Annotated in this window: 12 protein-coding genes; 2 read left to right on the top strand and 10 right to left on the bottom strand. The window is 73.4% G+C overall.

Annotated elements, in window-relative coordinates; genetic code table 11:
• Positions 1–1,257, bottom strand: coding sequence for a DMT family transporter (locus tag ABZ454_RS20325; RefSeq protein WP_359539663.1), 1,257 nt, complete (start codon positions 1,255–1,257; stop codon positions 1–3).
• A 74-nt stretch (positions 1,258–1,331) separates the two neighbouring features.
• Between ABZ454_RS20325 and ABZ454_RS20320 the strand changes: the two genes are divergently transcribed.
• A complete protein-coding gene (locus ABZ454_RS20320) occupies positions 1,332–2,252 on the top strand; it encodes a LysR family transcriptional regulator (RefSeq protein ID WP_359539662.1) in 921 nt (306 codons plus the stop codon).
• A gap of 33 nt (positions 2,253–2,285) precedes the next feature.
• Here ABZ454_RS20320 and ABZ454_RS20315 read toward each other — a convergent pair whose 3' ends face one another.
• Complete coding sequence (locus ABZ454_RS20315; protein WP_359539660.1) at positions 2,286–2,762, bottom strand: pyridoxamine 5'-phosphate oxidase family protein; 477 nt, start codon at positions 2,760–2,762, stop codon at positions 2,286–2,288.
• 112 nt (positions 2,763–2,874) lie between these two features.
• Here ABZ454_RS20315 and ABZ454_RS20310 point away from each other — a divergent pair, with 112 nt between their 5' ends.
• A complete protein-coding gene (locus ABZ454_RS20310; protein ID WP_356324799.1) occupies positions 2,875–3,525 on the top strand; it encodes a cysteine hydrolase in 651 nt (216 codons plus the stop codon).
• A gap of 27 nt (positions 3,526–3,552) precedes the next feature.
• Here ABZ454_RS20310 and ABZ454_RS20305 read toward each other — a convergent pair whose 3' ends face one another.
• The 8 genes from ABZ454_RS20305 to ABZ454_RS20270 all read right to left on the bottom strand — a co-directional run bounded on the left by ABZ454_RS20305 (position 3,553) and on the right by ABZ454_RS20270 (position 13,601).
• Positions 3,553–4,005, bottom strand: coding sequence for a Rieske (2Fe-2S) protein (locus ABZ454_RS20305; protein WP_359539659.1), 453 nt, complete (start codon positions 4,003–4,005; stop codon positions 3,553–3,555).
• A 72-nt stretch (positions 4,006–4,077) separates the two neighbouring features.
• Positions 4,078–6,243, bottom strand: a complete 2,166-nt coding sequence (locus ABZ454_RS20300) for a prolyl oligopeptidase family serine peptidase (RefSeq protein WP_359539657.1) — start codon at positions 6,241–6,243, stop codon at positions 4,078–4,080.
• A gap of 178 nt (positions 6,244–6,421) precedes the next feature.
• On the bottom strand, positions 6,422–8,023 hold the full coding sequence (locus tag ABZ454_RS20295) for an MDR family MFS transporter (protein ID WP_359539655.1): 1,602 nt from the start codon (positions 8,021–8,023) through the stop codon (positions 6,422–6,424).
• Positions 8,024–8,179: 156 nt separating this feature from the next.
• The gene (locus ABZ454_RS20290; RefSeq protein WP_356324807.1) at positions 8,180–8,800 is read right to left on the bottom strand and encodes a TetR family transcriptional regulator; all 621 of its coding nucleotides are present in this window, start codon (positions 8,798–8,800) and stop codon (positions 8,180–8,182) included.
• A 208-nt stretch (positions 8,801–9,008) separates the two neighbouring features.
• Positions 9,009–11,513 (bottom strand): ABC transporter permease, encoded by a 2,505-nt coding sequence (locus ABZ454_RS20285; protein WP_359539652.1) that lies wholly within the window; start codon positions 11,511–11,513, stop codon positions 9,009–9,011.
• Positions 11,510–12,325 (bottom strand): ABC transporter ATP-binding protein, encoded by an 816-nt coding sequence (locus tag ABZ454_RS20280; RefSeq protein WP_356317496.1) that lies wholly within the window; start codon positions 12,323–12,325, stop codon positions 11,510–11,512. The genes ABZ454_RS20285 and ABZ454_RS20280 overlap by 4 nt, the downstream gene beginning before the upstream one ends.
• Before the next feature lie 82 nt (positions 12,326–12,407).
• The gene (locus tag ABZ454_RS20275) at positions 12,408–12,605 is read right to left on the bottom strand and encodes a hypothetical protein (protein ID WP_359539650.1); all 198 of its coding nucleotides are present in this window, start codon (positions 12,603–12,605) and stop codon (positions 12,408–12,410) included.
• Between the two features lie 207 nt (positions 12,606–12,812).
• The gene (locus ABZ454_RS20270; protein ID WP_359539649.1) at positions 12,813–13,601 is read right to left on the bottom strand and encodes an SDR family oxidoreductase; all 789 of its coding nucleotides are present in this window, start codon (positions 13,599–13,601) and stop codon (positions 12,813–12,815) included.
• Positions 13,602–13,614: the final 13 nt, after the last annotated feature.

Genomic DNA, 13,614 nt, shown 5'->3' with positions numbered 1-13,614 from the left:
CTACGACAGTTGCCGGGGCCGGGGCCGGGGCCGGGGCCGGGGCCGGGCCGGGTCGGGGTCGGCGGGGCCGGGGCGGGCCCCAGCTGCCCCGCTGAGTTGGGGCCGAAGGGCGGGCTCCGGCGGGGCCGGCGGTGCGCCGGTGGCGCGGGGCCTGCTCTGCGTCAGAGCGGCACCGGCCAGGACGACGAGGGCGCCGACCGGGGTGTTCCAGCTCAGGTGCTCGCCGAGCACAGCGACTCCGGCCGCGGTGGCGATCACGGGGATGAAGTAGGTGACCATCTGCGCCGTCGTCGGGCCGACCTCGGTGACCAGGCCGTACTGGAGGAGCACGGCGAGCCCCGTGCCGAGGGCTCCCAGTGCGACGACCGCCAGGGTGGGCCACAGGGGGAATCCGTCCGGCGCCGACGTGAACAGGGGAGTCACCAGGGCGAGCTGCACCGTACCGAGGAAGAGCTGGCTGCCGGTGAGGGAGAGGGCCGAGGAACCGCTGCCCGCCAGGGTCCGGCGGACGTAGATCCAGCCGATGGGATAGCTGAGGGAGGCCAGGAGCGCCATCGCCGTACCGCTGAAGTCCAGACCGGAGAAGCCCTGCCAGGCGCCCAGCACGGTCAGTACGCCGAGGAAGCCGAGCCCGAGACCGGCGACCCGGCGGCGGGTCGGGCGGTCCTCGGAGAGCGCGACGAGCGAGAGCGCCATGCCCCACAGCGGCGAGGTGGCGTTGCAGATCCCGGCCAGGGTCGACGGGATGGTCAGTTCCGCGTACGCGAACAGCGAGAACGGCAGCGCGTTGAGGAGGAAGGCGGCGACGGCCAGATGACCCCAGGTGCGGGCGGTGCGTGGCAGCCGCTCCCGCTTCACCGCCATGGCCAGAGCCAGGACGGCGGTCCCGGACAGCAGCCGCCCGAGCGTGACCTGGAAGGGGGCGTAGCCATCGGTCCCGACCTTGATCAGAAGGAAGCTGAAGCCCCAGATGAGTGAGAGCGCCGCGAAGCGCAGCCGCCAGTCGAGTGCGGGACGGGTGACGGGAGCGACGGCAACGGCCGCGGCGGCGGGGTGGGGGAGGGGGGCTTGCGGGGCCCTGGCCTTGGAGGACGGCTCGGCACCCGGGGTGGTGGTCCGGGAGGTCCGCTCGGCACCCGGGATCGGGGTCCGGGAGGTCTGCTCGGCACCCGGGGTGGGAGCGGCCGGGGGCGTTCCGGTCCTCCGTGCGGCGGTGGTCTCTGCTGCCGGGCTTCCCGGTGCGGGCGGTGCGCTCATGAGGGCAACGATGACGAAAACAATCTCGTAGCACAAGTGAGACTTTGTGCGAGTGGCTGCGTAGCATTGCTTATATGTTGAACCTGGAGCGCCTACGCACCCTGGATGCCCTCGCCCGGCTCGGCTCGGTCAGCGGCGCCGCGGAGGGGCTGCACGTCACGACGTCCGCCGTCTCGCAGCAGATGGCGAAGCTGGAGCGGGAAGTGGGACAGCAACTGCTGGCCAGGAACGGGCGTGGGATCCGGCTCACCGACGCGGGGCGGTTGCTCGCCGACCACGCGGCCCGGATCCTCTCCCAGGTCGAGCTCGCGCAGTCCGACATCGAGGCCCAGCGGGGAGAGGTGGTAGGGGAGATCCGGCTGGGCGCCTTCCCCACCGCGGCGCGCGGGCTGTTCCCGGCGATGCTTCTCGCCCTGCGCACCGACCATCCCGAACTCCGGGTGCGTACCCAGGAGCTGGAGCCCGAGGACGGGATCCGGGCGGTGTTCCGGGGGGACCTCGATCTCGCCGTGGTGCTGGACTGGAGCAACAAACGGCTGCCGGTCCCGGGCGGCCTCGCCCGCGCGCAGCTGCTCGACGACGCACCGGACATCGCCATGCCGGCCGACCACCGCCTCGCGGGCCGGGACGAGGTCGATCTGGAGGACTTCGCCGACGACGACTGGGTGTCATGGCCCGAAGGTGAGTTCTGCTACGACTGGCTGATGTTCACCCTCCGCTCCAAGGGCATCGAGCCGCGTATCGCCCATCTCGCCGGCGAGCACCACACCCAACTTGCCCTGATCGCCGCGGGCATGGGTGTCTGTGTGGCACCCCGGCTGGGGCGTGGGCCGGTGCCCGAAGGGGTGCGGCTGGTGCCGGTGCGCCAGAAGATGCGCCGACACGTCCACGCGGTGTGGCGGGCGGACGCGGACCGGCGTCCGTCGATCAGGGCGGCGGTCGCGGCACTCAGGGAAGCGGGCCGGGAGCTGGACGATCCCTGGGGGGACGCGTAGCGGCCGGGGCGCCCTCCGATGCCCCGGCGGCGCTCACGGGCCGGCCGGACCGGCCAGTTTGCCGAAGTCCCACGAGGTGACGGCGTCGGGCGTCAGCCGCATCCAGGCATGCCGGCCGTCGTGCGGCATCGTCTCCATGCCGAAGTATTTCGCCGCGAACAGCCGCTCGGGCACGACGAGTTCCGGGCAGGGCTCACCGGTGCGCGGCGCCTCACCGACGAAGACGGCGTCGCCCGAGAGCTCGATGCCGCGCAGCTCCCCGTACTCCACCCCGTCGTCCACGACGACGGAGATCTTAGGGTCGCGGCTCAGCTGCGACCAGCGCAGGCTCCGGGTGATGGAGTAGAGCCACAGCGAGGTTCCGTCCCAGCAGAACCAGAGCGCGCCGATGTGCGGCCGGCCGTCCGCGCCGACGGTGGCGACGCGGCAGGTGCGCTGCCCGGCGAGGTAGGCGTCGCGCTCCTCGTCCGTCATCATGATCCGGCGGCCCCGCCGCTGACTGACGGCCATGGGAAGACCCCTCCTGTTGGCTGATTGGGTGTCAGGAATCATGAGGCCTCTTCCCTCATCACGCAATGGGGGTTAGCCTCGCGCGCCCGTTCCGTCGTCGAGAGGGGCAGCCATGCCGTCCAGGGAACAGCTGGCCGAGCAGACCGATCCGGCCACCACCGTCCTGCTGACGGTGGAATGCCAGCAGGGCGTGGTGGGGCCCGGCAGCGCGCTGCCGGAACTGGCCGCCCAGGCCAGGTCATCCGGCGCCCTGCACAACGTCGCGCGGCTGGTCGGCGCCGCCCACGAGGCGAGCGTCCAAGTGCTGCACGCGGTGGCCGAACGCCGCCCGGACGGCCGGGGCGCCAACAGCAACGCCCGCCTCTTCCGGGCCGCGGGGCGACTCCCCGTGCAGCAGCATTCGGGCAGCACGGCGGTGCGGATCGCCGAACCCATCGAGGTGGCGGACCAGGACCTCGTCGTCCGCCGGCTGCACGGGCTGTCGCCGATAGCGGGTACGGACGTGGACGCCCTGCTCCGTAACCTCGGCTGTCGCACCCTGGTCGTCACCGGCGTATCGGCGAACGTGGCCATTCCCAACGCGGTCTTCGACGCGGTGAACCTCGGCTACACCGCGGTGGTGCCGGCCGACGCCATCGCGGGGGTGCCCGCCGAGTACACCCCCGCGATGATCCGCAACACCCTCGCCCTGGTCGCCACCGTGACCACGACCGACGACCTGCTCGGCTGCTGGCTGAGCGGACGGACCAGGAACCGGGGCTGAGCGGAGGGGCGGCAGGGCGGGCGGACGCTACGACGCCAGGCTGATCGAGTCGCCCTCGACCTTGATCGCGGCGGCGGGCAGCGGCGTGGTGGCCGGACCCGTCGTGACGGCGCCCGTCGCCACGTCGAACGCGCTGCCGTGACAGGGGCAGTTGATCGTGCCGTCGGCGACGCTCGAGACGGCGCACCCCATGTGGGTGCACTTGGACGAGAACGCCTTGAACTCGCCGGCCGCGGGCTGCGTCACGACGACCCCCTGCTCCGCGAAGACCTTGCCCCCGCCCTCCGGGATGTCGGCGGTCTTCGCGAGGACGCGGCCTCCGCCGTCCCCGCCGTCATCGGCCTGGGCGACGGCACCGGAACCGGCCGCCTCCTGGGCGCCGCCGCACGCGGTCAGTACGGCGGCCACGGAGACGGCGCCGGCCGCTGTGACGACGGCCCGGCGTCCGAGACGGACCTCGTGGTCCTGCGATGCGCTCATGCTGGCGTTTCCTTCCGGGTGTTCATGGCTCCGACGCTTCGCCCAGGGGTACGCGCGGCCGGCACCCCGTGTTCAAAGCCCCAGGGACTTCCTCAGGAAGTCCCTCTCCAGCAGCAGCAGATTGCTCGCCGTCCGCTCCTGGCTGACCAGGTGGCCCGCGCCCGACAGCGGCAGTACCGTGTGCGGCCTGCCCGCGGCGAGCAGTGCCGCGGAGAGCCGCAGCGTGTGCGCCGCGGCCACATTGTCATCGGCAAGACCGTGCACGAGCATGAGCGGCCGCGTCAGCGTGCCCGCCTCGTCCAGCAGCGAATTGCGGGTGTAGTTGTCCGGAAGCACATCCGGGTGGCCGAGGAAGCGCTCCTCCCAATGCGTGTCGTAGAGCCGCCGGTCGGCGGGTGTCGCGCCCGCCACCGCCGCGTGGAAGACGTCCGGGTGCCGGAGCACGGCCGCCGCCGCGAGATACCCGCTGAACGACCAGCCGCGCATCGCCACCCGGGTCAGGTCGAGCTGCGGGTGGAGGGAGGCCGCCGCGTGCAGCGCGTCGATCTGGTCCTCCAGGACGGCCGTCAGGCGGTCACCGTGCACCGACTTCTCCCACGCCTCGCCGCGCCCCGGGGTGCCCCGGCCGTCGGTGACCAGGACCGCGAACCCCTGCTCGGCGAACCACTGGGCGACCGCCGTCCACCAGGCCCGCACCTCCAGGACGACCTGCATGCCGTGGCCGGCGTAGGGGCTGAGCAGCACCGGCAGCGGACCGTCGCCCGGGCGGTGCCACGACGGCAGGTGGAGCCGGCTGCGCAGTTCCCGTTCGCCGAGGCTCAGGCCCAGCGGACGCGGGATGACGAGAGGTTCCTCGGCCAGGACCGCTATGCCGCCCGCCGGAGTCCCGGCGCGCAGCACCGTCACCGTGTGGCCGTCCGGAGTCCTGCTGTCGAGCACCACCGTCGCGCCGCCGACCGCCGCCGTGTGCACGCCGGGCACGCTGCTGACGCGTACGAGACCCTCCTCGGGATCACCGGCCGCGTACGACCAGACGTGGATCCGGGTCGGTTCCTCCCCCGCGGTGAAGAACACCCGCCCGTCCGCGGCACCGATCACCTCGCGGACCTCCAGCCCCGGTGGGGTCGTGACACCGCCGATGTCCAGCCCCTGGGTGTCGCCGCCCGGCCGCGCGGGGACGACGAGCGCTCCGGAGCCGAGACGCAGCGGCGTGCCCGGCCGCAGGGCGACCCAGGCGGGGTCGTGGGCCCGGTGCGAGGTGCGGGTCGTGCCCGATTCCTCGTCCACCTCGAGGACGTGGACCGACCGCTGGTCCCGGGTCTGCACGGACACGAGCGGCCCCCGGTCGTCCCAGTCCGCGGCCACGACGTACTCGAACGCCCGGTCCGTCCATGCGCCTTCCGGGTGCCCGTCGCCGGCTTCCCGGGGCAGGCGGACATCGGTCCGCTCCCCGTCGATCCGCACCAGATGCAGCGACACCTTCGCGTTCGCCGTGCCGGCGGCCGGATAGGCGATGACGCGGGGCGGGCGCTCCGGGTTCGAGGGGTCGGAGACGTACCGGCGCCCGACCCCCGCCGTGTCCACCCGGGCGACCAGGAGCGCATCGCCGCGAGGCGACCACCAGTAGCCGCGCGAGCGCCCGATCGACTCCTGCGACACGTAGTCGGACAGCCCGTACGTCACGTGCTCGCCGTCCGGTTCCGCGAGCGGCCGGTCGTCGGTCCCGTCCGCCCGTACGGTGCGCAGCGCGCCCCCGGACACGTACGCGATCCAGGCGCCGTCGGGAGAGGGGCGCGGGTCGACGACCGGTCCGGCGGTGGGGATCCGGCGCGGGGCCCCGCCGTCCGTGCCGAGTACCCACAGGGCGCCCTGGAGTGCGAAGGCGACCAGTCGCGCGGAGGCGTCGGTGGCGTAGGACACCACTCCCGAGGAGGTCACCCGGGCCCGCTCCCGCCGGGCCAGTTCCTCGGGCGGCACCGTCCCCGGGGCGTCGTCGGCGAGGCCGGGTCCGAGGGGATCGGCGAGCAGCCGCTCCGCACCGTTCTCGTACAGCCAGAGCCTGCTCACCGGGTCGGTGCCCGAGGTGCTCCGGACGAACAGCACCCGTTCGCCGTCGGGAGAGACGGTGAACTGCCGGGGCACCCCGAGGGAGAAGCGCCGGGTGCGCGCGAACTGGAGGGGGAAGCGCTCCGCGGCGGTCGCGGGCGCGTCGGCAGGCACGTCGAAGGGGGGAGTCATGGCGACACCATGACAGGTGGAAATCCGCTCGATCCATCCCGGTCCGCCCCTCTATGATGCAGGGTTCCGTTCCGGGGGACGGGAGCCGCGCGGCGCACCGGCGCGGTCACGACGGAGCCCCGCACCGGCGGGCGCCGGTGCGGGGCTCGTTGACCCGGTGAGCGGTGTGACCCGGTGATCAGTGCGTCGGGGCTGCGGACTGCGCCGCGGCGTTCTCCTCCGCGAGCCGCTCCATGCCGCTCTGCGTCTTGAGCGGCTTCTCCTTGATGAACAGCACGGCGATCAGGGCGAGGAACGCGAAGGGGGCGCCGATCAGGAAGACGTCCGCGGTCGCGACGCCGTAGGCGTGCTCGACGATCTCCCGGGCCGGTTCCGGAAGGGTGCTGAGGTTGGGAACACCGTCCCCGGCGCCTGCGTTGCCGGCCGCCCCGCCGAAGCCCTTCTCCATCTCCTCGGCCACCCGGTGGCCGAGCACCGCGCCCAGCGCGCTGGTACCGATCGCACCGCCGAGGCTGCGGAAGAAGGAGAGCACCGAGGTCGCCGCGCCGAGCTCCGACGCGGGGACGTCGTTCTGGGCGGCCAGCACCAGGTTCTGCATCAGCATGCCGACACCGACGCCGAGCACGACCATGTAGAGGCTGAGCACGCCGAACGAGGAGTCGGCCCCGATCGTGGACAGCAGGCCCATGCCCGCCGTCATGATGATGCCGCCCGCGATCAGGAAGCCCTTCCACTTTCCGCGGGAGGAGATGATCTGCCCGGCGACGGTCGTGGAGACCATCAGACCGAGGATCATCGGCAGGCTCATCAGACCCGCGACGGTCGGCGTCTTGCCCAGCGAGATCTGGAAGTACTGGGAGAGGAAGACCGTGCCGCCGAACATGGCGACGCCGACGAGGAGGCTCGCGACCGTCGTCAGTGCCACGGTGCGGTTGCGGAAGATGTCCAGCGGGATGATCGGTTCCTGGACCTTGGATTCGACCAGGACCGCGGTCCCCAGCAGGACCACGCCGGCGCTGACGAGTGCGGCGGTCTGCCACGACGCCCAGTCGAACTGGTTGCCCGCGAGGGTCACCCACAGCAGCAGCGCGCTGACCCCGCTCATGATGAGGACGGCACCGAGATAGTCGATCTTCACTTCCCTGCGGACCGTGGGAAGTTTCAGGGTCAGCTGGAGCAGCACGATGGCGAGCAGCGCGAACGGCACGCCGATGAAGAAGCACCAGCGCCAGCCCAGCCAGGACGTGTCCACGAGCACGCCGCCGATGAGCGGTCCCGCGACGGTGCCGACGGCGAACACGGCGCCGAAGATGCCGGAGTAGCGGCCGAGTTCACGCGGCGGGATGATCGCCGCCATGACGACCTGGGCGAGTGCGGTGAGACCGCCCGCGCCGATGCCCTGCACGACGCGGCTCACGATGAGCAGCCCGACGCTGTGCGAGAAGCCGGCGACGAGCGAGCCGACGACGAACATCGACAGGGAGAGCTGGATGAGCAGCTTCTTGTCGTAGAGGTCGGACAGCTTGCCCCAGATGGGGACGGTCGCCGTCATCGCGAGGAGCTCGGCCGTGACGACCCAGGTGTACGAGGACTGGCTGCCGTTCAGGTCGGCGATGATCCTGGGCAGTGCGTTGGAGACCACGGTGGAGGCCAGGATGGCCACGAACATTCCGGCCATCAGGCCGGACATGGCCTGGAGTATCTGGCGGCGCGTCATGCCGGACGCGTCCCCCTCGGGTGCGCCGGCGGTACCGGCTTCGGGTGTGACGGCAGCGGTCATCGGCTGTCGTTCCTCATTCTCTGGTGACTGGTTCGGTGGTGACTGGTTCGGTGGAAAGGGGTTCTTGCGGAGTGGGTCTGCGGAGTGGGTCTGCGGAGGCCGGGCCCGGGTGCTGACGGGGCGCCCCCGGTGGGGCGTCGGACGCGTGTCAGCCGTTCAGGTCTCCGGGCCCCAGGTCTTCAGGCCGTTGGCCAGTGAGGCGAATGCCTCGCGGTAGATGCTCTGGAACGTACGGGTGCGGCCGGAGGCCACCCAGACCTCCACGGTGGCGCGGACGGCTGCGGTCGCCACGTGCGCGAGGAGCCGGGGTTGCAGACCGGTCTCGGGGTCCTGCCCCAGACGCTCGGCCAGGACGGCGACCAACGCGCGTTCGTCGGCGCCCTGGGCGGCGAGGAAGCCCGGGAGCAGCGAAGGGCTCTTCCGGAGCACCGCCATCTGGAGTTCCCAGCGCTCGTGGTCCTCCTCGATCTGGGCGAGCTCCTGGGCGAGTGCCTCGCTGAGGGCTTCGAGAGCCGTGAGGTGCTCCGGGGCGTTCAGCACGGCCCGACGGGTCCGTTCCGCGTTCTCGTGACAGGGACGGGTGATCGCTTCGTCCAGGCACGGGAAGTAGTTGAAGAACGTGCGCACCGAGACGCCGACCGCGTCGGTGACCGCTTCCACGGTCACGTTCTCGATCCCGCGGTCCGCGGCCATGCGCAGAGCCATGTCGGCAAGGGCGTCGCGCGTCGCGCGCTTCTTGCGTTCGCGCAGCCCGAGGGATGGGTCGTCGGCACTCATGAAGGTGCATGCTATGCAATTTTGCACCCTGGGCAAAATTTTAATCCGCGTGCGCGTCGACGAGGCGCACCACACCGCCGAGGAGATCACCGCCGACGGCTACCGGGGCCACGACCGGTCCGGTCTGGCCCGGGCCACTCGTCCGGACCGTGCCGGGCCCGCGAGCCCCCAACGTCCGGACGAGTGGCCCTCGCCTCCCGGGCCGCCGTCAGCCCTCCCGGTGGCGCAGGGCCGCGCGCGCCGGGACGGTGACGGCGGTGAGCGCGAGGCCCACCGCTGCCGCGGCGAAGGACCCGTACACGAGCGGGGGCACGTACGGGGCCTCGCCGGTCAGGCCGCGCATCATCGGGATCAGGGTGGCCGCGGCGATGGCCGTGCCCAGGACGATGCCGGCCACCGCCACCAGGAGTCCCTCCCAGCGCAGCATGCCCCTCACCTGACGCCTGGTGGCGCCGACGAGGCGGAGCATGCCGAGCTCTCGGCGGCGGTCGAGCACGGTCATCACGAGGGTGTTGGCGGCGGCGAGGGCGGCGAAGCCGCCCAGGACTGCGGCCATCGTGTAGTTGGCCCAGGCGTTGAGTTCGCGGTCGGTGGTCTGCTCGACCGCGTAGCCGGACGCGCCGGTGACCGTCCCCAGCGGGGCGAGGGACTTCGCGTCGCCGCCGCGTACCAGCAGCGTGGTGTCGAAGCCCGAGGTGACATGGCCGGCCAGCGACGCGCGGTCCATGGTCACCGCCGCGAGGCCGAGCCCGCGGCCGTACACGGCGACGACCTCGGGGCTCGTCCTGGTGCCGTCCGGGAGGTACATCGGAAGCTCGTCGCCGACCTCGGCCTTCGCCGACGCGGCGAGCGTCCGGTCGATGGCGATGCGGCCCTCGCCGATCCGGTCCAGCCGGCCGCTGCGCACATCGAGGTCCTGCACCTGTGCGAGCCGCGCGCCGGAACCCGAGACGCCCTGGACCGACGAGCCCTGCAGCCACCGGTCGCCGCCCGACCCGACGGGCACGAGCACCTGCGTGTCGAGCAGACCCACCGCCGCGCCGACACCGGGCGCGCGGGCGGCCCGGGCCACGGCGTCGGCGGACAGCCCGGCAGGGTGCGTGACGACGTGGTCGGCGGTGACACCGGCCCGCAGTTGCTCCGCCGCGACGTGGCTCTCGCTCGTGTGCATGAAGGCGAGCGTCGAGGTGAACGCCATGGCCAGCACGATCGGGGTGATCGCGGAGGCCAGCCGGCGTGCGTTCGTACGGGAGTTGGCGGCGGCGAGCCCGGCCGCGGCGCCGCGCCCCCGCAGCGGAAGCCCGAACAGTTCCGCGCACAGCCGCGCCACCAGCGGGCCGAGCAGCGCGACGGCGAGCATGAACAGCATGACGACGCCGAGGGCGGCATCGGCCGCGTCGTCCCCGGCCGAACGGGCGGCCACCACGGTGAAGAACCCACCGCCCACGAGCGCGACCAGTCCCAGCGCGGTTCGGATCACCCCCGGCCGCAGGCGTTCGACCGCAGCGGCGGCGAGCGCCTGGCCCGGCTTCGTCTTCGCGGGCCGCCGCCCGGCCGCCCAGCCGGCGGTGAGCGCGGTCAGCACCCCCGCGCCGACGGCGACGAGGAGCGGGAGCCAGGAGACCCGCAGTTCCACGGCGCCCGGAACGGCCCCCCGGTCCTTCAGCTGCCCGAACCACCAGTGCGCGAGCCCGATCCCCGGCAGACAGCCGATCACTCCGGCCAGGGGCGCGACGAGCAGCGCCTCGGCGGCGACCGCGCGGCGGATCTGCCGCGGAGTGGCGCCGACGGCACGCAGCAGCGCGAACTCCCGCGCGCGCTGGGCGACGGACAGTGCGACCGTGCCGGACAGCGTGAAGACGGCGACCAGCGCGGCGATCCCGCCGAAGGAGCCACCGAGCCCGGTGAGCGTCTCCTTGGCGTACGCGATGCCATGGTCCTCGACCGCACCGCGGCCGTCGCCGGTGCGCACCTCGGCCCCCGAGCCGGCGAGCGCCTCCTTCACGTCGGCGGCCAGGGCCACCGTGTCGTCGGGGGACGCCCCGTCCTTCGCGAGTACGGCGATGGCGTCGGCCTTGCCGGGATGACCGGCGAGCGTGGGGGACCGGGCGTCGGCGAACCAGCCCGTGGCTGCCCCGGCCCCCTCACCGGGTCCGGCCTTCGCCAGCCCCGAGACGCGGAAGCCCGCCCGCCCGGCTGCGGTCTCGAGCGTGACGGTGTCACCGACGCCGGCCCTCGCGGCCCCTGCGGCGCCGGCGTCGAGCACGACCTCGCCGGTCCGGGGCGCGGCCCCCTCGATGAGCGCGGTGCCGGTGAAGACGTGCGATCCCCAGCCGTGGCCCGTCATCGCGCCGTCGCCCAGGCGCACCGGGAACGTGAAGTCCGCGACCGCCGCCTCGGCACCGGGCACGCGAGCCGCCTTGCCGGCCAGCGTGGTGTCCACGCGTGCGGTGTCCGGCAGCGGGATCGCCGACTCGGAGCGGCCTTCCCCGCTGCCCGTGACGAGGCGGGCGTACTGGTCGGCCGCCGCGACGACCGGCGCCTTCGCGTACCGCTGGGCCGGCACCGATGCGCGGATGCCCGTCTCCAGGAGGATGCCGCAGGCCGAGACGATCAGCGCCGCCATCATCAGCGCGACGAAGGTGCCCAGGAACGACGCGGGCCTGAAGCGCACGGCCGCGCGGGCGAGGCCGTTGGGGGCGAGGCTCCTCACGCCGCGGCCCCCGCCATCGCGGCGCCGCGGGAGGCGAGCGCGGCCATGCGCGCCGCGATCTGCTCCGCCGAGCCGCGGTCGAGGCCGCCGGCGAGGACGCCGTCCGCGAGGAACAGCACCCGGTCGGCCCAGGCAGCGGCGGCGGGGTCGTGGGTGACCATGACGACGGTGGCGCCGAGCGAGTCCACCGCGTGCCGGAGCAGACCGAGGACCTCGGCGGCGGTCACGGTGTCGAGGGCTCCGGTCGGCTCGTCGGCGAAGACGACGTCGGGGCCGGTGACCAGGGCGCGGGCGAGGGCCACGCGTTGCTGCTGGCCGCCGGAGAGCTCGCCGGGCCGGCGCTTCGCCTTGTCGGCGAGGCCGACCTGCGCGAGGACCGCCTCCGCCCGCCGGCGGTCCTGGCGCTGACCGGCGAGACGCATCGGGAGCAGCACGTTCTGCTCCACGGTGAGGGAGGGGAGCAGGTTGAAGGCCTGGAAGACGAAGCCGACGCGGCTGCGGCGCAACTCGGTGAGCTGGTTCTCGCCCATGCCGGTGATCTCCGTGCCGCCGAGGCGCACGGAGCCCGAAGACGCCCGGTCGAGGCCGGCGGCGCACTGCAGGAACGTGGACTTGCCGGAGCCGGACGGGCCCATGACGGCGGTGAACGAGCCGCGTGGCAGCGCCAGATCGATGCCGGCGAGGGCGTGCACGGTACCGGCGCCCCGGCCGTACTGCCGCCGCACGCCCCGCAGTTCCACGGCGGGGCCGGACGCGTCCTGCCCCTGCCGCCTGTCGTCCGCCTGCTGTCGTTCGCCGCCGCGCAGCCTCATGTCCGTCCTTCCGTGATCCTTCGAGCCGATGCTTCGACGCTACGGATCACGGTGAGCACGGACCATGGCGGCTGCTGGCGGATCAGGGGTGGGGATAACCCGAGGCCAGGCCCTCGTCGCCCCCCACCGCCGGTCGGCGGACGACCCGCAGGGCCTCGGCCTCCGGGAGCCGGCCCCTGGGCGATGCGCCGTTCCCGTCGGGGGTCTCCGGGGTGCGGCAGCCGGAGCGGGGGCGGCCCAGGGCGGCCTTCAGCTGGTCCTCGGGGGGCCTTGTACCCACAGCGCGAACGGAGGTACCCGGCCGGGGCGGACGCGTCGGCCTCCTCAGTACCAGGCGTGGCACCGGCGCCACGAGGCGGACGCCGGCCCCGTCCCGTCCCGCTAGACGCCCGCCCCGGCCCGTCCCGCAGTGGTCACCCCGTCCCGTCCCGCTAGACGCCGGCCCCGGCCCGTCCCGCAGTGGTCACCCCGGCGCGTCCCGCGGTGGTCACCCCGGTCCGCCGGCCGCCTTCGCCGCCAGGTAGCGGGCGGGGAACTCCCCGCCCCCGTGCACCGCCAGGTCCGCCCCGTTGACATAGCCGGACAGACCGCCCGCGAGGAAGAGACAGGCGCGGGCGACGTCGTCGGGGGCCGCCATGCGCGCCATCGGGATGACGCCCGCCACCGCCGCCCCGCCGTCGGCGCCGTAGACCGACGCCGCGCTCTCGGTGCGGATCAGCCCCGTGGTGATGTGGTTGACGCGGACCGCCGGCGCCCATTCCAGGGCGAGCGCCTTGGTGAGGGCCAGCAGCCCGGCCTTGGCCGCCGTGTAGGCCGCGGTGCCCGGCTGCGGATGATGGGCGGAGACGCTGCCGATGTTGATGACGGAACCACCCCCGTCCTGAGCCCGCATCACACGGTGGGCCGCCTGCGCCACGTAGAACGGCGCGAGCAGATTGAGCGCGACGATCTTCTCCACGAAGCGTGGGGAGACGGTGGCCGCGTCGGCGTCCGGGGAGCCGCCCGCGTTGTTGACGAGCACGTCCAGCCGGCCGAAGCGTTCCACCGTCGCGTCCACCAACGAGGACGCCGCCGTCGGATCGCGGACGTCGGCCGGGACGAAGACGGCCTGGCGGCCCGCCGCCGAGGGCAGCGTCCTCGGGGTGGTGCGGCCGCAGACCACCACGTCCGCCCCTGCGCCCAGGAACGCACCGGCGATGGCGGCGCCGATGCCCTTGGTGCCGCCGGTGACCAGCGCCACGCGCCCCGTGAAGTCCAACGGGCTCCCGATGTCCATGCGCCGCACGCCC

It is taken from the genome of Streptomyces sp. NPDC005803, assembly GCF_040630435.1.
Taxonomy (GTDB): Bacteria; Actinomycetota; Actinomycetes; order Streptomycetales; family Streptomycetaceae; genus Streptomyces.
Note: the sequence above shows the minus strand (reverse complement) of the source record. Positions and strands in the feature narration are given on the sequence as shown.